Annotated in this window: 16 protein-coding genes; 7 read left to right on the forward strand and 9 right to left on the reverse strand. The window is 70.6% G+C overall.

Annotated elements, in window-relative coordinates; translation table 11 throughout:
- Positions 1 to 7: 7 nt before the first annotated feature.
- The 4 genes from glgX to NS331_RS09075 are packed head-to-tail and all read left to right on the forward strand — an operon-like array spanning position 8 to position 7,423.
- Positions 8 to 2,050: a glycogen debranching protein GlgX gene (gene glgX / locus NS331_RS09060; RefSeq protein WP_058641681.1), complete on the forward strand. Its 2,043-nt coding sequence runs from the start codon at positions 8 to 10 to the stop codon at positions 2,048 to 2,050.
- A gap of 56 nt (positions 2,051 to 2,106) precedes the next feature.
- Positions 2,107 to 3,426 (forward strand): glucose-1-phosphate adenylyltransferase, encoded by a 1,320-nt coding sequence (gene glgC / locus NS331_RS09065; protein ID WP_058641682.1) that lies wholly within the window; start codon positions 2,107 to 2,109, stop codon positions 3,424 to 3,426.
- Positions 3,426 to 4,901, forward strand: coding sequence for a glycogen synthase GlgA (glgA, locus tag NS331_RS09070; protein ID WP_058641683.1), 1,476 nt, complete (start codon positions 3,426 to 3,428; stop codon positions 4,899 to 4,901). The genes glgC and glgA overlap by 1 nt, the downstream gene beginning before the upstream one ends.
- A gap of 53 nt (positions 4,902 to 4,954) precedes the next feature.
- Positions 4,955 to 7,423 (forward strand): glycogen/starch/alpha-glucan phosphorylase, encoded by a 2,469-nt coding sequence (locus tag NS331_RS09075; protein WP_058641684.1) that lies wholly within the window; start codon positions 4,955 to 4,957, stop codon positions 7,421 to 7,423.
- A 69-nt stretch (positions 7,424 to 7,492) separates the two neighbouring features.
- Here the strand turns inward: NS331_RS09075 and NS331_RS09080 are convergent, their stop codons facing one another.
- The 4 genes from NS331_RS09080 to NS331_RS09095 form a co-directional block, all read right to left on the reverse strand.
- Positions 7,493 to 7,954, reverse strand: coding sequence for an ExbD/TolR family protein (locus tag NS331_RS09080; RefSeq protein ID WP_058641685.1), 462 nt, complete (start codon positions 7,952 to 7,954; stop codon positions 7,493 to 7,495).
- A 79-nt stretch (positions 7,955 to 8,033) separates the two neighbouring features.
- A complete protein-coding gene (locus NS331_RS09085) occupies positions 8,034 to 8,732 on the reverse strand; it encodes a MotA/TolQ/ExbB proton channel family protein (protein WP_058641686.1) in 699 nt (232 codons plus the stop codon).
- Between the two features lie 31 nt (positions 8,733 to 8,763).
- On the reverse strand, positions 8,764 to 9,597 hold the full coding sequence (gene dapB, locus NS331_RS09090) for a 4-hydroxy-tetrahydrodipicolinate reductase (RefSeq protein ID WP_058641687.1): 834 nt from the start codon (positions 9,595 to 9,597) through the stop codon (positions 8,764 to 8,766).
- A 213-nt stretch (positions 9,598 to 9,810) separates the two neighbouring features.
- Positions 9,811 to 10,368 carry an outer membrane protein assembly factor BamE gene (locus NS331_RS09095; protein ID WP_058641688.1) on the reverse strand — a complete coding sequence of 186 codons (558 nt, stop codon included), beginning with the start codon at positions 10,366 to 10,368 and terminating at the stop codon, positions 9,811 to 9,813.
- A 113-nt stretch (positions 10,369 to 10,481) separates the two neighbouring features.
- Between NS331_RS09095 and fur the strand changes: the two genes are divergently transcribed.
- Positions 10,482 to 10,898 (forward strand): ferric iron uptake transcriptional regulator, encoded by a 417-nt coding sequence (gene fur, locus NS331_RS09100; protein WP_058641689.1) that lies wholly within the window; start codon positions 10,482 to 10,484, stop codon positions 10,896 to 10,898.
- 76 nt (positions 10,899 to 10,974) lie between these two features.
- Here fur and hprK read toward each other — a convergent pair whose 3' ends face one another.
- The 4 genes from hprK to NS331_RS09120 all read right to left on the reverse strand — a co-directional run bounded on the left by hprK (position 10,975) and on the right by NS331_RS09120 (position 15,367).
- Positions 10,975 to 11,928 carry an HPr(Ser) kinase/phosphatase gene (gene hprK / locus NS331_RS09105; RefSeq protein WP_058641690.1) on the reverse strand — a complete coding sequence of 318 codons (954 nt, stop codon included), beginning with the start codon at positions 11,926 to 11,928 and terminating at the stop codon, positions 10,975 to 10,977.
- A 43-nt stretch (positions 11,929 to 11,971) separates the two neighbouring features.
- Positions 11,972 to 12,439 (reverse strand): PTS sugar transporter subunit IIA, encoded by a 468-nt coding sequence (locus NS331_RS09110; RefSeq protein ID WP_058641691.1) that lies wholly within the window; start codon positions 12,437 to 12,439, stop codon positions 11,972 to 11,974.
- Between the two features lie 224 nt (positions 12,440 to 12,663).
- On the reverse strand, positions 12,664 to 12,993 hold the full coding sequence (gene hpf, locus NS331_RS09115) for a ribosome hibernation-promoting factor, HPF/YfiA family (RefSeq protein ID WP_058641692.1): 330 nt from the start codon (positions 12,991 to 12,993) through the stop codon (positions 12,664 to 12,666).
- 253 nt (positions 12,994 to 13,246) lie between these two features.
- Positions 13,247 to 15,367: an ATP-dependent helicase gene (locus NS331_RS09120; protein WP_082702352.1), complete on the reverse strand. Its 2,121-nt coding sequence runs from the start codon at positions 15,365 to 15,367 to the stop codon at positions 13,247 to 13,249.
- Positions 15,368 to 15,616: 249 nt separating this feature from the next.
- On the opposite strand from NS331_RS09120, the gene corA reads away from it, so the two are divergent.
- Positions 15,617 to 16,603, forward strand: coding sequence for a magnesium/cobalt transporter CorA (gene corA / locus NS331_RS09125; protein ID WP_058641693.1), 987 nt, complete (start codon positions 15,617 to 15,619; stop codon positions 16,601 to 16,603).
- A 304-nt stretch (positions 16,604 to 16,907) separates the two neighbouring features.
- On the opposite strand, the gene NS331_RS09130 is transcribed toward corA, so the two are convergent.
- A complete protein-coding gene (locus tag NS331_RS09130; RefSeq protein ID WP_058641694.1) occupies positions 16,908 to 17,945 on the reverse strand; it encodes a homocysteine S-methyltransferase family protein in 1,038 nt (345 codons plus the stop codon).
- Positions 17,946 to 18,136: 191 nt separating this feature from the next.
- On the opposite strand from NS331_RS09130, the gene NS331_RS09135 reads away from it, so the two are divergent.
- The coding region (locus tag NS331_RS09135; RefSeq protein ID WP_058641695.1) for a GGDEF domain-containing protein at positions 18,137 to 19,352 on the forward strand (1,216 nt) is incomplete at its 3' end.

Here is a 19,352-nt window from a genome sequence, read left to right on the forward strand (position 1 = left end):
CGGCCGCATGCTGGGCCAAGGCCTCCCCCATCCCCTCGGCGCCACGCTGCTGCCCGGCGGCGGCGTCAACTTCGCCCTGGTCGCGCCGCGGGCCGAGGCGGTCGAGCTGTGCCTCTTCGACGCCGCAGGCCGCCAGGAGCAGCAGCGGCTGCGCCTCGCGCACTGCACCGACGGCGTGTGGCACGGCCTGCTGCCCGGTGCGCGGGCCGGCCTGGTCTACGGCTGGCGGGTGCATGGCCCCTGGTCACCGCACGACGGCCATCGCTTCAACCCTGCCAAGCTGCTGCTGGACCCGTATGCCCGCGAGGTGGTCGGCCGCTACCGGGGGGAGGACGTTTCCCTCGGCCACGTCCCCGGCCAGCCCGACGCGCGCGACCCGCGCGACAACGCCGCGGTCGCGCTCAAGGCCCGGGTGACGGCGCCGATGCCGCCGCTCGCCACGCCACGCCCGCGCATCGCGGCGGCCGACCGGGTGCTCTACGAGCTGCATCCCAAGGGCCACACCATGCGGCACCCCGATGTGCCGCCGGCGCACCGGGGCCGCTATGCCGGCCTGGCCGAGCCGGCCGTCCTCGACCACCTGCAGCGCCTAGGCGTCACCAGCCTGAGCCTCATGCCGGTGCAGCACCGCGCCGACGAGGCGCGGCTGCAGACGCTGGGCCTGGCCAACTACTGGGGCTACAGCCCCATCGGCTGGTTCGCGCCCGAGGCCCGCTACGCCAGCGACGGCGGCAGCCCCATGGCCGAATTCCGGGCGCTGGCCGAGGCGGTGCATGCGCGCGGCATGGAACTGGTGATCGACGTCGTGTTCAACCACAGCGCCGAGACCGACGAGCTGGGCCCCACGCTGTCGCTGCGCGGCATCGACAACGCCCTCTACTACCGCCTGCGCGCCGACGATCCGGCCTTCTACGAGAACTGGACCGGCTGCGGCAACTGCCTGGACTTCTCCGAGCCGCGCGTGGTGCAGCTGGCCATGGACGCCCTGCGCCACTGGGTCACCGAACTCGGCGTCGACGGCTTCCGCTTCGACCTGGGCCCGGTGCTCGGCCGCGGGCCGGGCGGCGGCTTCGATGCCCGCGCGCCCTTCCTGGCCGCCTGCCTGCAGGACCCGGTGCTGTCGCAGGCCCTGCTGATCGCCGAACCCTGGGACATCGGCCCCGGTGGCTACCAGCTGGGCGCCTTCCCACCCGGCTGGCTGGAATGGAACGACCGCTTCCGCGACACGCAGCGCGCCTTCTGGCTGCACCGCGCGGTGGGCCGGGGCGACTTCGCCCACCGGCTCACCGGCTCCAGCGGCGAATTCGCCCACGACGGCCGCGCGCCCACGGCCAGCGTCAACTTCATCACCGCGCACGACGGCTTCAACCTGCGCGACCTGCTCAGCTACGACCAGCGCCACAACGAGGCCAACGGCGAGCACAACCGCGACGGCCATGCCCACAACCTGAGCCACAACCAGGGCGTGGAAGGCGACACGCAGGGCGCGGACGTGCTGGCCCGCCGCCGCCGCTTCGCCCGCGTGCTGCTCGCGGCGCTGATGTGTTCGCAGGGCACGCCCATGCTGCTGGCCGGCGACGAGCTGGGCCACACCCAGCGCGGCAACAACAACGCCTACTGCCAGGACAACGCGACCACCTGGATCGACTGGGCCGGCGCCGACGAGGCGCTGATCGACTTCACCGCCCGCCTGGCTGCCCTGCGCCGCCGCGCCGCGCCGCTGCGCCGCGCCCGCTGGTGGCCGCCCACGCCGGCCGCCGGCGAGCGAGGCATCGACTGGCTGGCGCCCGAGGGCCAGGCCATGACCCCCGCCGACTGGGCCCGCGGCGATGCGCATGCGCTCGCCATCCGCTTCGGCGGCGAGGCCGGCAAAGGCGACTGGCTGCTGCTGGCCAACGCCGGCGAGGCCCCGGCACCGTTCGTGCTACCCCCTGGCGACTGGCATCTGCACCTGGCCAGCGAGGACGAGGGCGCCACGCAGCCCCGCCCGCTGGCCGGCCGCGAGACCCTGCCACCCGGCAGCCTCTGGGTGGCGGGTCCGCGGGACTGACCCCGTTTTCTCTTTTCACACAACACGACACGCGCTCGCGCAGGAGACACCCCAGAGTGGACCATTCCCTCGAAACCCATCAACTGGTGCGCCGCAGCATCGCCCTGGTCCTGGCCGGCGGCCGCGGATCGCGCCTCAAGCAGCTGACCGACCGGCGCGCCAAGCCGGCCGTCTTCTTCGGCGGCAAGTTCCGCATCATCGATTTCGCGCTGTCCAACTGCATCAACTCCGGCATCCGCCGGGTGGCGGTGGTCACGCAGTACAAGTCCCATTCGCTCATGCGCCACCTGCAGAGCGGCTGGAACTTCCTGCGCGCCGAATTCGGCGAAATGGTCGAAGTGCTGCCCGCCCAGCAGCGCGTGAGCGAGGACCACTGGTACCGCGGCACCGCCGACGCCGTCTACCAGAACGCGGACATCATCCGCTCGCGCTCCCACCGCCACGACTACGTGGTCGTGCTGGCCGGCGACCACATCTACAAGATGGACTACTCGCTGATGCTGCGCGACCACGTGGCCAACGGCGGCGGCTGCACCGTCGGCTGCATCGAGGTGCCGCGCGAAGAGGCCACCGCCTTCGGCGTCATGGCCGTGGACGAGGCGCGCCGCGTCACCGCCTTCATCGAAAAGCCGGCCGATCCGCCGCCCATGCCCGGCAAGCCCGAGGTGGCGCTGGCCAGCATGGGCATCTACGTCTTCGACGCCGACTACCTCTACCGCCTGCTCGAGGAAGACGCCGACAACCCCGACTCCGAGCACGACTTCGGCAAGAACATCATCCCGCGCGCCGTGGCCGAGGGCCGGGCGCTGGCGCACCCCTTCGGCATGTCCTGCGTCAGCCGCACGAAGGACGTGGTGCCCTACTGGCGCGACGTAGGCACGATTGATGCGTTCTGGTCGGCCAATCTCGACCTGGCCTCCATCACGCCCGAGCTGGACATCTACGACGACGACTGGCCCATATGGACCTACCAGCGCCAACTGCCGCCTGCCAAGTTCGTGCCCGACCGCGACGGCAATCCCGGGCAGGCGGTGAACATCATCGTCTCGGGCGGCTGCATCGTCTCGGGCTCGGGGGTGCGCGACTCGGTGCTCTTCTCCGGCGTGCGCGTGCATTCCTTCTGCAACATCCAGGAGGCGGTGATCCTGCCCGACGTGACCATCGGCCGCGGCTGCAAGCTGCGCAAGGTGGTGATCGACCGCGCCTGCGTGCTGCCCGAGGGCCTGGTGGTGGGCGAGGACCCGGTGGCCGATGCCGAGCGCTTCGAGCGCACGGCTGGCGGCGTGGTGCTGATCACGCGCGAGATGCTGCGCCGCCTCGGCCTGCAGCAGCCGACGACCAACCTGCCCAGCTACGGAAAGGGTGGCTCGGCCTGATGCGCATCCTGCAAGTGAGCGCGGAACTGTTCCCGCTGCTCAAGACCGGCGGCCTGGCCGACGTGACCGGCGCCCTGCCGCTGGCCCTGGCCGCCGCCGGCGCCGACGCCCGGGTGCTGCTGCCCGCCTTTCCGGCCATCGCCGCCGGCGTCGCCGACGCCCGGCCCGTCGCTCCCTTCCACGCACCCTGGGGCGAGCCCGGGCTGCTGCGCTTCGGCTACATCGACGGCGGCGCCGGCCGGCTGCTGCCCACCTACCTGATCGATTCGCCCGGCCTGTACGACCGGCCCGGCAACCCGTACGAAGGCCCGGGCAAGCTGCCCTACGCCGACAACCACCGGCGTTTCGCCATGCTGGGCTGGGCCGCCGCGCTGCTGGCGCAGGGGCTGGACCCGCACTGGCGCCCCGACGTGCTGCATGCCCACGACTGGCATGCCGGCCTGGCGCCCGCCTACCTGGCCTTCGCGCGCCAGCGCGGCCAGGCCGGGGACGTGCGCAGCGTCTTCACCATCCACAACCTGGCCTACCAGGGCCAGTTCGGCGGCTGGGCCTTCGCCGAACTGGGCCTGCCGCCCGAGGCCTTCCAGGTCGAGGGGCTGGAATACCACGGCGACGTGTCCTTCATGAAGGCCGGCCTGTTCTATGCCGACCGCATCACCACCGTCAGCCCCAGCTACGCGCAGGAAATCCAGACGCCCGAGCAGGGCTTCGGCCTGGACGGCCTGCTGCGCGCGCGCAGCGGTGCGCTGCACGGCATCCTCAACGCGGTGGACGAGACGGTGTGGAGCCCCGCCACCGACACCCATCTGGCCCAGCGCTTTTCCATGCCCGAGGGTCGCCGCATGGCCGGCAAGGCCCGCTGCAAGGCGGCGCTGCAGCACGAGCTGGGCCTGGCGGTGGACGAGCGGGCGCCGCTGTTCATCGTCGTCAGCCGCCTGACCGAGCAGAAGGGCCTGCACCTGGTGCTCGGCGGCATCGACGCGCTGCTCGAACACGGCGGCCAGCTGGCCGTGCTGGGCAGCGGCGACGGCTGGATGGAACAGGCCTTCCGCGAGCGCGCCGCCGCGCAGCCCCGGCGCATCGCCGCGCGCATCGGCTACGACGAGCCGCTGGCCCACCGGCTCTTCGGCGGCGCCGACGTGGTGCTGGTGCCTTCGCGCTTCGAACCCTGCGGCCTGACGCAGATGTACGGCCTGCGCTACGGCGCGCTGCCGCTGGTGCACCGCGTGGGCGGCCTGGCCGACACCGTGGTCGACTGCGCCCTGGAGAACCTGGCCGACGGCAGCGCCACCGGCTTCGTCTTCGAGCGCTTCGACGACGACGCCTATGCCCGCGCCCTGCGCCGCGCCTTCGCCCTGTACGGCCGGCCGGCCGACTGGCGCCGGGTGCGCGCCACCGCCATGCGCCGCCCCGCCGACTGGGACACCGCCGCCGCCGGCTACCTGGCCGTCTACCAGCAGGCGCTGGCCGCCTAGGGAACCTTCGCCCGCCCCCGGCTTCCATTCCACGACAAGCCTCCAAGAACGCCATGACACCCGCCACCTTCGAATACGACCATCCCGATCGCGATGTCGCCGCCTTCAAGCGCTCCGTGGCCACCAAGCTCATGTACGCCGTGGGCAAGGATCCCTTCGCCGCCAGCCAGGACGACTGGCTGCATGCCACCGCCCTGGCGGTGCGCGACCTGCTGGTCGAGCGCTGGATGGCCACCACCCGCGCCAGCTATGCGCAGGACGTCAAGCGCGTGTACTACCTGTCGATGGAATTCCTCATCGGCCGCACCTTCACCAACGCCCTGCTGGCGGTGGACCTGTACGACACCGTCAAGGCGGCCCTGGCCGACTTCGACATCGACGTGGCGGCCCTGGGCGAGCGCGAGCCCGACGCGGCGCTGGGCAACGGCGGCCTGGGCCGGCTCGCGGCCTGCTTCCTGGACTCCATGGCCACGCTGGGCGTGCCGGGCATGGGCTACGGCATCCGCTACGAATACGGCATGTTCCGCCAGCGCATCATCGACGGCCAGCAGGTGGAGACGCCCGACTACTGGCTCACGCGCGGCAACCCCTGGGAATTCCAGCGGCCCGAGGTCAAGTACCGGGTGCGCTTCGGCGGCCATGTCGAAGGCCGCCAGGCCTACGGCGCCGCCAAGTGGGTGGGCACGCACGACGTGCTGGCCATGGCCTACGACACCATCATTCCCGGCTACGGCACGCAGGCCACCAACACGCTGCGCCTGTGGTCGGCCCGCGCCACCGAAGAGATCGACCTGTCGGCCTTCAACCGCGGCAACTACTTCGAGGCGGTGGAGAGCAAGAACCACTCCGAGAACGTCTCGCGCGTGCTCTATCCCGACGACTCCACGCTCTCGGGCAAGGAGCTGCGCCTGCACCAGGAATACTTCTTCTGCAGCGCCAGCGTGCAGGACCTGGTGCGCCGCTACCTGCGCACGCACGAGGGCTTCGGCCAGCTGCACGAGAAGGTCAGCATCCACCTCAACGACACCCATCCGGTGCTGGCCGTGCCCGAACTGATGCGCGTGCTGGTGGACGAGTACGACGTGAACTGGGACGAAGCCTGGGCCCAGACGCAGAAGGTCTTCAGCTACACCAACCACACGCTGATGCACGAGGCGCTGGAGACCTGGCCGGTGGAGATGCTCGGCCGCGTGCTGCCGCGCCACCTGCAGATCATCTTCGACATCAACGCCCGCTTCCTGGGCGAGGTGGCCGCGCAGGTGGGCCCCGACACCGACCTGATGCGCCGCCTGTCGCTGGTGGACGAATCCGGCGAGCGCCGCGTGCGCATGGCCTACCTGGCGGTGCTGGCCAGCCATTCGGTCAACGGCGTGTCGGCCCTGCATTCCGAGCTGATGACGCAGTCCATCTTCGCGGACTTCGCGCGGCTCTTCCCCGAGCGCTTCAACAACAAGACCAACGGCGTGACGCCGCGGCGCTGGCTGGGCCAGGCCAACCCGCCGCTGGCCGCGCTGCTGGACAAGCGCATCGGCCGCGGCTGGCGGCGCGACCTGGCGCAGCTGGAGGCCCTCAAGCCCATGGCTGACCAGCCCACTTTCGTGCGCGCCTTCCGCCATGCCAAGCGCGAGAACAAGCTGCGCCTGGCCAACTGGATCGAGCAGCACATGGGCCTGGTGGTGGACACCGACGCCATGTTCGACGTGCAGGTCAAGCGCATCCACGAGTACAAGCGCCAGCTGCTGAACGTGCTGCACGTCATCACGCGCTACCACCGCATCCTGGACGATCCGCACGGCCACCACGTGCCGCGCGTCGTCGTGTTCGCGGGCAAGGCGGCCTCGGCCTACGTCACGGCCAAGCAGGTGATCCGGCTCATCAACGACGTGGCAGCGGTCATCAACGCCGACGAGCGCGTGGGCAAGCTGCTGAAGGTGGTGTTCCTGCCCAACTATTCGGTGAGCCTGGCCGAGATCATCATGCCGGCGGCCGACCTGTCGGAGCAGATCTCCACCGCCGGCACCGAGGCCTCGGGCACCGGCAACATGAAGTTCGCCCTCAACGGCGCGCTGACCATCGGCACGCTCGATGGCGCCAACGTGGAGATGAAGGATGCCGTGGGCGACGACAACATCTTCATCTTCGGCAACACCACGCCGCAGGTGGCCGAGATCCGCGCCAAGGGCTACCAGCCGCGCAGCTTCTACGAGGGCGATGCCGAACTCCGGCGCGTGCTCGACGCGATCCAGTCCGGCGCCTTCTCGCCCGGCGAGCCGGGCCGCTACCAGTCGCTGTTCGACACCCTGGTGAACTGGGGCGACCACTACCTGCTGCTGGCCGACTACGCCGCCTACGTGGCCAAGCAGGCCGAGGTGGACGCGCTCTACCGCGACCCCGAGGCCTGGACGCGCAAGGCCATCCTCAACGTGGCGGGCATGGGCGTGTTCTCGTCGGACCGCACCATCGCCGAGTACGCGCACGAGATCTGGCGCACGAGGCCGGTGATGCTGGGCAAGGCCGGCTGACCCTGGCCGCTGGGCACGGCAGCGCCGGGCCCAGGTCCGCGATCCTTCTGCCCGCCGCCGCTGCGCCGGTCAGCGCGGCGGCGCAGCGGCGCGATCAGCCGTCGGCTCGGCCACAAAGCCGATCCGCTGGATGCCGGCCTCACGCGCCGCGTCCATCAGCGTGACGATCTCGCCGTAGGGCCGGCTGCGGTCGGCGCGCAGCTGAAGCTCGATGTCCGGCACGCCGGCCGCCGCGGTGCGCAGGCGCTGCGCCAGCGCCTGGGCGTCGGCCACCGGCTGGTCGTCCACGAACAGGCGGCCCTGTCCGTCCAGCGCCACGGTGATGGCGCGCGGCGGCTCGACCGGCGCGGCGGCGCCGGCCGCCGGCAGGTCGAGGCGGATCGAACTGGCCATCAGCGGGGCCGTGACGATGAAGGTCACCAGCAGCACCAGCATCACGTCCACCAGCGGCGTGACGTTGATGTCGGCCATGGGCCGCGCGGCGGGGCCGGTGCGCGGGTTCAGGCGGTCGGTGCTGCGGCCGAAGGCCATGGTGGGCGGCGTCCTGGGATGTGGCGAATGGAAAAGGCGGTCCGGGCGGCGTGAACCGGAAGGCGTGCGGCGCCGGCGCTCAGGCCGTTACCGGCATCGGCCGTGCCGGCGGCAGCGACGCAGGCGCCTCGGGCGCGAACACCGCCAGCAGGTCGTGCGCGAAGCCTTCCAGTTCCGCCTCCATGTGGCCGATGCGGCGGCCGAACACGTTGTAGGCCGCCACGGCGGGCAGGGCGACGGCCAGGCCGAAGGCCGTCATGATCAGCGCCTCGCCCACGGGGCCCGCCACCTTGTCGATGGTGAAGCCGCCCGCTTGGCCAGCGATGCTGACCAGCGCGCCGTGGATGCCCCACACCGTGCCCAGCAGGCCGACGAAGGGCGCCGTGGCGCCGATGGTGGCCAGCAGAATCTGGCCCGCCTGCAGGCGCCGAAGCACGGCCTGCAGGGCGTCGCGCAAGGCGCGGGTGAGCGGCGCCTGGGGCTGGCCCAGCGCCTGCAACGTGTCCGGCAGGGTGCGCGCGGGCAGCGTCTGCAGCGCCTGCGCCAGGGGCAGCGCATGCCGGCGCGGATCGGCGCCCGCCATGCGGGCCACGCCCTCGCCCACGTCCGGCGACTGCCAGAACGCGGCGACGGCCCGCGCGATGCCACCCGCCCCGCCGCGCAGCGCCCAGGCCTTCCACAGCAGCGTGACCCAGCTGGCCACCGACATCGCCAGCAGCAGCAGGGCCACCATGCGGCCGACGGCGTCGGCCTGGGTCAGCAGGGAAAGGGCGCCCATCGTCGCGGCCCGTGCGGTGCGTGGCAGGCGCTCAGCGCAGGCCGAGCACGTCGAACATGTCGAACAGGCCGGTCTTGCGGCCGGCCAGGAAGCGCACCGCACGGAGGCTGCCCTGGGCATAGCCGGCGCGGCTGCTGGACTTGTGCGAGATCTCGATGCGCTCGCCGGTGCCGGCGAACAGCACCGTGTGGTCGCCCACGATGTCGCCGCCGCGGATGGTGGCGAAGCCGATGGTCGACGGGTCGCGCTCGCCGGTGACGCCTTCGCGGGCGTAGACGGCGCAGTCCTTCAGATCGCGGCCCAGCGCCTCGGCCAGCACCTCGCCCATCTTGAGCGCGGTGCCCGAGGGCGCGTCGACCTTGTGGCGGTGGTGGGCCTCGATGACCTCGATGTCGTAGCCGGTGGCCAGCGCCTTGGCCGCCATCTCCAGCAGCTTGAAGGTGACGTTCACACCCACGCTCATGTTGGGCGCCAGGACGATGGCGATGTCTTTCGCAATCTCGGCGATCTCGGCCTTCTGCGCTTCGCTGAAGCCGGTGGTGCCGATCACGGCCTGCACGCCCAGTTCGCGGCAGACGGCCAGGTGGGCCAGGGTGCCTTCGGGCCGGGTGAAGTCGATCAGCACCTGCGCGCCGGCCAGGCCGCTGCGCAGGTCGGCGGTGACGGGCACGCCCGACGCATAGCCCAGCGAGGCGCCGGCGTCCCGGCCAAGGGTGGGGCTGCCCTCACGGTCCAGGGCGCCCGCCAGCTGGCAGTCGTCCGCGGCGCGCACGGCCTCGATCAGCATCTGGCCCATGCGGCCGGAGGCACCGGCGATGGCGATGCGGTGGGGGGCGGAGGACGGCGTGGAAGAGTCGGCGGTCATGCGCAATCGCTTTCGGGACGGGAAATGGGACGGAACGAGGGCGGCGCCCGCAACGCCGGCCCGCCTGGAGGATGCACGCCGCCGGGCAGCGCGGATGCTGGCCCGGCGACGGCCCAGGGAAGCGAGCGGCCTGCCTTTACCCACCCTCCAGCGGCTTCGCCGCCTGCCCGGCGGATGCGCAGGCACGCGGTCGCGCAGGCAGCTGCGAAGCGCTCAGCGCGACTCGAGCGGCGGATAGCTCGGCGGCAGCGGCTGGGTGGCGGACGGCACGGCCTGGTTGCGCGCGGGCGCGGCCGGGCCGGGGCTGAATTTCTTGAGCTGGTCTTCCGACGCCTGCAGTTCCGGCACCTTGCCCGAACGTTTGCGGGTGTCGAGCTGGGCGACGAATTCCTGCTCCGACGGCATGGGATCGCCACTGAAGCGCGCCAGCGTGTCGCCGTCGAAGAACACCGTCAGGCGGCGCTGCTGCGGCTCCACGCCCTGGCGGCGGATGGTGAACACGTAGTCCCAGCGGTTGGCATGGAACACGTCGGTCAGCAGCGGCGTGCCCAGGATCTCGCGCACCTGCTGGCGCGACATGCCGGTCTTGAGCGCCTCGACCTGCTCCTTGGAGATGAAGTTGCCCTGCACCACCTCCACCTTGTAGGGCGTGATGGCGTTGAGCGCGCCGCGCATGCGCTCGCTGGTGCTGCTGCAGCCGGCGATGCCGACACCGACCAGCAGGACGGCCGCCAGACGAAGGGTGCTGGCGCTGAGAAGGGGTCCAGGCATGGGGAAAAAGCGTGGCGATATGATCCGGTCATTGTAGCGGCGGGCCCTCGGCGGGCGCGGCGGCCACCCACCGGCAGTGCGGACATCCCCGGCCGGCCTCGCAGGGAAGCACCATGGGCAACATCGAAGAACTGAAGAGCACCGGCCTCAAGGCCACCCTCCCGCGCCTGAAGATCCTGGAGATCTTCCAGAGCGGCGGCCAGCGCCACATGACGGCCGAAGACGTGTTCCGCGTGCTGCTCAACGAACGATCGGACATCGGCCTGGCCACGGTCTACCGCGTGCTGACGCAGTTCGAGCAGGCCGGCATCCTGGAGCGCAGCCACTTCGAGAGCGGCAAGGCCGTCTACGAACTCAACGAAGGCACGCACCACGACCATCTGGTGTGCACGATCTGCGGCAAGGTCGAGGAGTTCTACGACGCCGAGATCGAGCGCCGCCAGCAGATGATCGCCAAGGACAAGGGCTGGGATATGCAGGACCATGCCATGTCGCTCTACGGCGTGTGTTCGGATTGCAGGAACAAATAGCCGCCGGCGACCGCCCTCCGGACGTCCATTTCCTCCCGTGGATCGTCGCGCGCCGGCCGGCCGGCCGCGCCGCGGCTCACGTCCCGCCGTTCTCCATCGCCTTGTGGTGGCGCGCCACGAAGTCGGCATAGGTGTCGATGCCGCGCAACTGCAGGATGGAGTTGCGCACGGCGGCCTCGACCAGCACGGCGATGTTGCGGCCGGCGACGACCTGGATGACCACCTTGCGGATGGGCACGCCCAGCACGTCCTGGGTGAGCGGCTCGGCCGGCAGGCGTTCGTAGTCGCGCTCGAAGGAGTCGCGGCGCACCAGGTGCACGATGAGCTTGAGCCGCATCTTCCGGCGCACCGCCGTCTCGCCGAAGATGGCCTTGATGTCCAGCAGGCCGATGCCGCGCACCTCCAGCAGGTTCTGCAGCAGGTCGGGGCAGCGGCCCTCGATGGTGGTCTGGTTGATGCGGAACAGGTCCACCGCGTCGTCCGCCACCAGGCCGTTGCCGCGCGAGATCAGCTCCAGGCCCAGCTCGCTTTTGCCCAGGCCCGATTCGCCGGTGATCATCACGCCCATGCCCAGGATGTCCATGAACACGCCGTGCATCGAGGTGCGCTCGGCGAAATGCTTGGACAGGTAGGCCCGCAGCACGTCGATGACGAAGGCCGAGGACTCGCGCGTGGCGAAGAGCGGCAGTTGCGCCCGCTCGCAGATGGACAGCAGCTCGTCCGGTGCGGCCTGGCCGTCGGCCAGCACGAGCATCGGCGGCTCCAGCGTCACGATGCGGGCCACGCGCCGGGCGCAGTCCTCGGCCGTGCCGCGCGTGAGGTAGGCGATCTCGCGCGCGCCCATGATCTGCACGCGGTAGGGATGGATGTAGTTCAGGTAGCCGACCAGGTCGGCGGCGGAACGCGCGCTGCTGATGACCTCGGGGTCGAACTGCCGCTCCGACGCGCCCAGGCCCGCCAGCCACTCCCAGCGCAGGGAGCCGCGGAATTCCTCGAACATCGCATCGGCACTGATCACGGTGGGCTTCATGCGCCCATTGTCTCCGTCCCCTTCCGCTGGCCGCAGCCAGGGTTCAGACGACTTGCGCGGAACGCCAGCCGGCGATCAGCGAATGCAGCTCGCCCGCGTCGCTGCTGGTCTTGATCTTCTCGCGCAGGGGCGCATCGCTCAGCATCTCGGCGATCTCGGAGAGGATCTCCAGGTGCTTTTGCGTGGCCGTCTCGGGCACCAGCAGGAAGATCAGCAGCGCCACCGGCTGCTCGTCCGGCGCATCGAAGCCGATGGGATGGGCCAGCTGGAACACCGCCGCCATGGGCGACTTCAGGCCCTTGATGCGGCCATGGGGAATGGCGACGCCGTGGCCCAGCCCCGTGGAGCCGAGCCGTTCGCGGGCGAACAGGCTGTCGGTGATCAACGCCCGGCCCAGGCCATGCAGGTTTTCGAAAAGGAGGCCCGCTTCCTCGAAAGCACGCTTCTTGCTGGTCGCGTCGACGCTCACGAGCACTTGAGCGGACGGCAGGATGGATGCGAGTCGGTTCATGGTGGGGGCGAATCGGGGCGCGATTATGCACCCGGGCTAACCCTTGTACCAGTGATGGAAAAAGGTCGCCTGGCGCACGAACCATGCAGCCCGCGGCATGAGGGCCGCCCATCGATCATCCAGTGGACGGGCACGAAAAAGCCGCCCGGAGGCGGCTTCTTCACGGGGCACAGGCCCGTCGCACGGTGCAAGGCCGCTGTCGCGGGCGCGACAGCGGGACGCACTCACATCAGGCGCTTGGGCGAGGAATGGCTGTAGTCCTGGATACGGTCCTTGTGGCGGACGACCTGGCGGTCGAGCTTGTCCATGAGTTCGTCCACCGCCGCATACAGGTCGGCATGGCTGGACTCGGCGAACATGTCGTTGCCTTTCACGTGGATGCTGCATTCGGCGCGTTGCCGGCGTTCCTTTTCCTTCTGCTTCTCCACGGTGAGGATCACCTTGACATCCACCACGCGGTCGAAATGCCGCGTGATGCGGTCGAGCTTGGTGGTGACGTAGCTGCGCAGCGAAGGCGTGACGTCGAGGTGATGGCCGCTGATCGTCAAATTCATGAATGACCTCCTGGAATTGACGGTTGGGGAATTGGCCTGCGCTTCAGGTGGAAGCAGCCGGCCGGCGGAACACAAGGGGTGGCGTGACGCGGTGCGGAATGTCGGCGGGCGGGAGGTGGGGCTGTGGGAGAAGGCGCGTCGGCGCGTTGAATTCACTATGCGCGTGGCGTCATCGAATTGCAATGGCGGAATGCTTGAGCCCGGTCAGCAAAGGCCCATCGCGCTGCATCTTCGATAGCGCCGCGGCGCGTGTTCAGGCGCCCGTGCGCCACGCTGCACGCAGGCGCTGTCGCAGGTCCAAGACCTCGGGCGGGGCAGGGACATGGGGCACGGCGGGCGGCGGTGGCGGCCAGGTCACGCGGTCGAAATGGACCAGGTCGGCATCGGGGATGAAGCGGGTGCGGCCGGCGTACAGATGCCGGTCGCCGAAGCGCGACTGCTGCGTCACGTGGAAGCGCTGCGGCACCAGCAGGTGCAGGTGTTCGCGGGCGCGGGTCATGGCGACGTAGAGCAGGCGGCGCTCCTCCTCCAGCTCGTGCGCGCCCTGCGCCACGTCGGCCGGCATGCAGCCGTCGACCACGTTGAGCACGTGCACCGAATTCCATTCCTGGCCCTTGGCGGAATGGATGGTGGAGAGGATCAGGTAGTCCTCGTCGAGCAGCGGCGGGCCGGGCCGGTCGCTGGTGGCGTCGGGTGGGTCCAGGGTCAGCTCGGTCAGGAAGCGTTCGCGCGAGGCATAGCCGCGTGCCAGTTCGGCCAGTTGCTGCAGGTCGCCCAGCCGCAGCGGGGCGGCCTCGTACAGGCGTTCCAGGTGCGGGGCGTACCAGTCGATGGCGGTGGCGAGTTCCTGCGGCCAGCCCTCGCTGCCGGCCTTGAGCGCCTGCCAGGCGCGGGCGAAGTCCTGCCAAGCCTCGCGCACCATCGGCGGCGGGACGAAGGCGGCCAGCGCGGCGGCCGGGTCGGCGGCGGCCTGCATCGCGTCCATCAGCCGGCCGGCGGTGGCGGGACCGACACCGGGAATCAGCTGCACCGTGCGGAAGCCCGCCAACCGGCTGCGCGGGTTGTGCACGAAGCGCATCAGCGCCAGCAGGTCCTTGACGTGCGCCGCCTCCAGGAATTTGAGGCCGCCGAACTTCACGAAAGGGATGTTGCGGCGCACCAGTTCCAGCTCGAGCGCGGCGCTGTGGCTGGCCGTGCGGAACAGCACCGCCTGCCGCTTGAGCGCCAGGCCGCCTTCACGGTGGGCCAGCACGCGGTCGGCCACCCAGGTGGCCTGGTGGGCCTCGTCGGGCACCAGCACCAGCTGCGGCCGGCCGGCGCCGGGACGGTCGGTCCACAGGCGCTTGGCATGGCGCTCCTGGGCGTGGTCCATGACGGCATTGGCGGCGTCGAGGATGGGCGGCGTGCTGCGGTAGTTGCGCTCCAGCATGAGCACGCGCGCCGGCGGGTCGAAGGCGGCCGGAAAGTCCAGGATGTTGCGCACCGTCGCGCCGCGGAAGCCGTAGATGGCCTGGGCATCGTCACCCACCGCGGTCACACCGCGGCCGTCGGGCTTGAGGCGGCGCAGGATCTCGTCCTGCAGCCGGTTGGTGTCCTGGTATTCGTCGACCAGCACATGGTCGAAGCGGGCGCTCACCTGTGCGGCAAGGCCCGGCTCTTCCATCATCGTGGCCCATGCGAGGAGCAGATCGTCGAAGTCCAGCGCGTTCTGCTGGGCCTTGGCGTCGACGTAGTCGGCGAACAGCGCCGGCAGCTGTTCCTGCCATTCGGCGCACCAGGGAAAGGACTGCCGCAGCACCTCGGCCAGCGGCAGCCGGGTGTTGACCACGCGCGAATAGATGGCCAGGCAGGTGCCCTTGAGCGGAAAGCGCCGGGCCGTCTGCGACAGGCCGCGCGCATGGCGCACCCAGCCCATCAGGTCCTCGGCATCGCCGCGGTCGTGGACGGTGAAGTCCGGGTCCAGCCCCAGCTGGGCCGCATGGTCGCGCAGCAGCCGGGCGCCGACGCCATGGAAGGTGCCGGCCCAGGGCAGCGCCGGCAGGCTGCCTTCCGCCAGCCCCAGCACGCGGGCGGCGACCAGGCCGGCGCGGCGGGTCAGTTCCTGCGCGGCGCGGCGCGAAAAGGTGAGCAGCAGGATGCGCTGCGGATCGGCCCCGGCGGCCAGCAGGTGGGCGACGCGGTGGGCCAGGGTGCTGGTCTTTCCGGCGCCGGCGCCGGCGATGACCAGCAGGGGCCCGCCCGGTGCCGCGCGCTCGCCGACGCCGTGCAGGACGGCCGCGCGCTGCTCGTCGTTGAGGCCGGCCAGGGCCGCTTCCAGGCGCCCGGCCACGGTGTCGGCGGCGACCGTGGACGCTTCGTTCACAAGGGTGGACATGAAGCCAAGAATGTACTGGATGTCCATCCAGACCGGCCCGGTGGATGCCCTGCTGCGGTGCATAATCGCGCCCGCTGCTTGCCACCGGAGTACCGACCTTGGACACCTCCCCGTCTCGGCAGCTTTCAGCCCCCTTCTGACCTTCGCGTCGCGCGTGCCGGCCGGTGCGCGGGTGGCGGCTGAAAGCGCCCCATCCCCGTTTCCGTCGCCCTTTTTCCCGCCACGCCTTCGCTTTCAGGGGAGCACGCCATGCTCAACATCTTCACGCTCGCCAACGGCCGCCTCGTCCAGGAGGAAATCGAGTCGCTGGAGGAACTGTCGCGCTTCCAGCCCATCTGGGTCGACCTGGAGTCGCCCAGCCCGGACGAGAAGCGCTGGGTCAAGCAGTACTACGGCCTGTCGATTCCCGAGGACGTGACCGACGAGGACATCGAGGAGTCGGCCCGCTTCTACGAAGAGGACAACGGCGACCTGCACGTGCGCAGCGACTTCTTGATCGCCGACGCCGACGAGCCGCGCAGCGTGCGCGTGGCCTTCATCCTCAACCAGCACAACGCCGAACTGAAGAGCCGCGGCGTGCTGTTCTCGATCCACGACGAGGACGTGCCGGTGTTCCGCCTGCTGCGCATGCGGGCGCGCCGGGCGCCGGGGCTGATCGAGGACGCCAAGGAAGTGCTGCTCAAGCTCTTCGATGCCGACGCCGAATACTCGGCCGACACGCTGGAAGGCATCTACGACGAACTGGAAGCCGCCGGCAACCTGGTGCTCAAGGGCAACGTCAGCGACGAGATCGCCGGCGAGGTGCTGGGCCTGATCGCGCGCCAGGAAGACCTGAACGGCCGCATCCGCCGCAACGTGATGGACACCCGCCGCGCGGTGAGCTTCATGATGCGCAGCCGCATGCTCAACGCCGACCAGTTCGAGGAGGCGCGGCAGATCCTGCGCGACATCGAGTCGCTGGACAGCCACACGGCCTTCCTGTTCGACAAGATCAACTTCCTGATGGACGCCACGGTCGGCTTCATCAACATCAACCAGAACAAGATCATCAAGATCTTCTCGGTGGCCAGCGTGGCGCTGCTGCCGCCGACGCTGATCGCCAGCATCTACGGCATGAACTTCAAGTTCATGCCGGAGCTGGAGTGGACCTTGGGCTATCCGTACGTGCTGGCGCTGATGGTGGCCAGTGCGGTGGGCCCGATGCTGTACTTCCGCAAACGCGGCTGGTTGAAGTAGGCCCACCCCCGTGGCGCCTGCGGCGCCTCCCCCTCAAGGGGGCGCACGCAGCGGCCCGGCAAAGCCGGTTCCGCGCGCGCTCCCGCATGGCCTGCTCCGCGGCCGTGCGATTTCACTTTCCACGGCACCGCGCGTCGCCTGCGCCGCATGAAACCGACGCAGCAACAGCAATCAAATGGCCGCGGAGCAGGCCATGCCAGGGCACCCACGGAACTGGCTTTGCCAGGCCGTGGGGTGCGCCCCCCTCCAAGCCGAAGGCGCCAGAGAGGGGGGAGCCGCGAAGCGGCATGGGGGGTGTTTCATTTCAGCGATAGAAGCGCGCGCCCTGCACGCCGCGCGGGGCGATGGGGCCGACGGCCGCGCCGATGGCGGCGATGTGGTCGGGGGTGGTGCCGCAGCAGCCGCCGACGATGTTGACCAGGCCCTCGGCGGCGAATTCGTGCACCAGGCGCGAGGTGACCTCGGGCGTCTCGTCGAAGCCGGTCTCGCTCATGGGGTTGGGCAGGCCGGCGTTGGGGTAGCAGCTGATGAAGGTGTCGGTCGCCACGCGGTTCAGTTCCTGCACGTAGGGCCGCATCAACGCGGCGCCCAGGGCGCAGTTCAGGCCCACGGCCAGCGGCCGCGCATGGCGCACGCTGTGCCAGAAGGCGGTGACGGTCTGGCCGCTCAGGATGCGGCCCGAGGCATCGGTGACGGTGCCGCTGATGATGATCGGCAGGCATTCGCCGCTGGCCTCGAAGTATTCGTCGATGGCGAAGAGGGCGGCCTTGGCGTTGAGGGTGTCGAAGATGGTCTCGACCAGCAGCACGTCCGAGCCGCCCTCGACCAGCGCGGCGGTCTGTTCGTAGTAGGCGGCGCGCAGGGTCTCGAAGTCCACGTTGCGCGCGCCGGGGTCGTTCACGTCGGGGCTGATGCTGGCGGTGCGCGGCGTCGGGCCCAGGGCGCCGGCCACGAAGCGCGGCTTGTCGGGCGTACTGAACTTGTCGCAGGCCTCGCGCGCCAGGCGGGCGCTGGCCAGGTTCATCTCGCGCGCCAGATCGGCCATGTCGTAGTCCTCCTGCGCGATGGTGGTGGCGCCGAAGGTGTTGGTCTCGATCAGGTCGGCGCCGGCCGCCAGGTAGCCTTCGTGGATGTCGCGGATGACGTCGGGCCGGGTGAGGGACAGCAGCTCGTTGTTGCCCTTCACGTCCTTGTGGAAGTCCTTGAAGCGCTCGCCCCGGTACTGCGCTTCGGTCAGCTTGAAGCGCTGGATCATGGTGCCCATCGCGCCGTCGAGGATGGCGATGCGCTCGCCCAGGATGGCGGGCAGTTGGCGGGCGCGGGTGTAGGCGGGCAGGTTCATCCACGCGATTGTAGAAATCCGTCCCGGCGGGCGGCGGCCCCCCGCGGTCGCGGCACCCGAAGGGCCCGGGGGCACTGCACGCAAATGTGTGCAAATGTGAGTAAATTGTTAAATCGTTACCTGGACCATCCATTTCCGTCAACACTGGCGGGTTGCGGGCGTGGCCCCGCCCCCCACTCCTGACGACCGCGATGGCCACCCGATTCCTGTCCCTGCCCCGCGCCCCTTCCCTGCCGCTGCAGTGCGCCGGGGTGGGGCTGCTGGTCTTCGTCGCCTGCCTGCTCGGCATCCTGGCGCGGCCGACAGGCTACCTCTCGGCCTTCTGGCCGGCCAACGCGGTGATGGCGGGCCTGCTGGTGCGCTACCCGGCGCTGGGCCGGCACCCCGCGGCCTGGGCGGCGGGCGCCGTGGGCTTCGTCGCGGCCGACCTGGCCACCGGCGCGTCCTGGGCCATGGCGCTCTGGCTCAACGCGGCCAACCTGGTGGACATCGTGGTGGTCTGGCAGCTGCTGCACCGCCTGGACGAGCCCAACCGCCGCCTGCAGCGCGCCACGTCGGCGCTGTACCTGCTGCTCGCGTCCAGCGCCGGCAGCGCGATCGGTGCCCTGGCCGGCAGCGGCGCCGGCCCGGTGTTCTTCGACGCGCCCTGGACGCAGGTGCTGGCTATGTGGTTCAGCACCCAGCTGATGAATTACCTGCTGCTGCTGCCGCTGGTGCTGGCCGCGCCGCATGCCGACGACCCGCCGCCCGCCCCGCGCAAGCTGCCGCTCGCCCTGCGCCTGGCACCCTGGGGCGCGCTCGCGGCCGGCGAAGGCCTGCGCCTGCTGGTGAGCGGGCCCGGCTCGCTGGTGCTGCCGCTGCCCGGGCTGCTGTGGTGTGCCATGAGCTACCGGATGTTCACCTCCGCGCTGGTGTCGGCCATCGTCTGCAGCTGGCTGCTGGTGGCGGTGGCCCTGGGGCTGCTGGACCTGAACTTCACGCCGTCGCATGCGGGCGAGGTGCTCTCGCTGCGCGTGGGCATCTCGCTGCTGGCGCTCGGGCCGCTGGCCGTGGCCTGCGCCAACGCGGCGGGCGCGGAAACGCTGCGCCGGCTGGACCATGCCGTGCGGCACGACGGGCTGACCGGCGCACTGGCCCGCCAGGCGCTGCTGGAGCAGGGCCACCTGGGCCTGCGGCAGTCGGTGGCCGACGGCGGGGGCATGGCCGTGCTGATGATCGACGCGGACCACTTCAAGCAGATCAACGACCGGCACGGCCACCACGTGGGCGACCAGGTGCTGCGCGCCCTGGCCCGCGTGACCGCCGCAACCCTGCGGCCGCAGGACCGGCTGGGACGCATGGGCGGGGAAGAGTTCGCCGTGGTGCTGCCCGGCGTGTCGCCGGCCGAGGCGCAGGCCATCGCCGAGC

This window comes from Pseudacidovorax intermedius (assembly GCF_001476815.1).
In the GTDB taxonomy this organism is placed as follows: Bacteria; Pseudomonadota; Gammaproteobacteria; order Burkholderiales; family Burkholderiaceae_C; genus Xenophilus; species Xenophilus intermedius_A.

What these genes read in the sequence shown, in the direction of transcription:
- glgX (WP_058641681.1), top strand. Translation starts at nt 8, where the DNA reads ATGCTGGGCCAAGGCCTCCCCCATCCCCTCGGCGCCACGCTGCTGCCC.
- glgA (WP_058641683.1), top strand. Translation starts at nt 3,426, where the DNA reads ATGCGCATCCTGCAAGTGAGCGCGGAACTGTTCCCGCTGCTCAAGACC.
- NS331_RS09075 (WP_058641684.1), top strand. Translation starts at nt 4,955, where the DNA reads ATGACACCCGCCACCTTCGAATACGACCATCCCGATCGCGATGTCGCC.
- NS331_RS09080 (WP_058641685.1), bottom strand. Translation starts at nt 7,954, where the DNA reads ATGGCCTTCGGCCGCAGCACCGACCGCCTGAACCCGCGCACCGGCCCC.
- NS331_RS09085 (WP_058641686.1), bottom strand. Translation starts at nt 8,732, where the DNA reads ATGGGCGCCCTTTCCCTGCTGACCCAGGCCGACGCCGTCGGCCGCATG.
- dapB (WP_058641687.1), bottom strand. Translation starts at nt 9,597, where the DNA reads ATGACCGCCGACTCTTCCACGCCGTCCTCCGCCCCCCACCGCATCGCC.
- NS331_RS09095 (WP_058641688.1), bottom strand. Translation starts at nt 10,368, where the DNA reads ATGCCTGGACCCCTTCTCAGCGCCAGCACCCTTCGTCTGGCGGCCGTC.
- fur (WP_058641689.1), top strand. Translation starts at nt 10,482, where the DNA reads ATGGGCAACATCGAAGAACTGAAGAGCACCGGCCTCAAGGCCACCCTC.
- hprK (WP_058641690.1), bottom strand. Translation starts at nt 11,928, where the DNA reads ATGAAGCCCACCGTGATCAGTGCCGATGCGATGTTCGAGGAATTCCGC.
- NS331_RS09110 (WP_058641691.1), bottom strand. Translation starts at nt 12,439, where the DNA reads ATGAACCGACTCGCATCCATCCTGCCGTCCGCTCAAGTGCTCGTGAGC.
- hpf (WP_058641692.1), bottom strand. Translation starts at nt 12,993, where the DNA reads ATGAATTTGACGATCAGCGGCCATCACCTCGACGTCACGCCTTCGCTG.
- NS331_RS09120 (WP_082702352.1), bottom strand. Translation starts at nt 15,367, where the DNA reads ATGTCCACCCTTGTGAACGAAGCGTCCACGGTCGCCGCCGACACCGTG.
- corA (WP_058641693.1), top strand. Translation starts at nt 15,617, where the DNA reads ATGCTCAACATCTTCACGCTCGCCAACGGCCGCCTCGTCCAGGAGGAA.
- NS331_RS09130 (WP_058641694.1), bottom strand. Translation starts at nt 17,945, where the DNA reads ATGAACCTGCCCGCCTACACCCGCGCCCGCCAACTGCCCGCCATCCTG.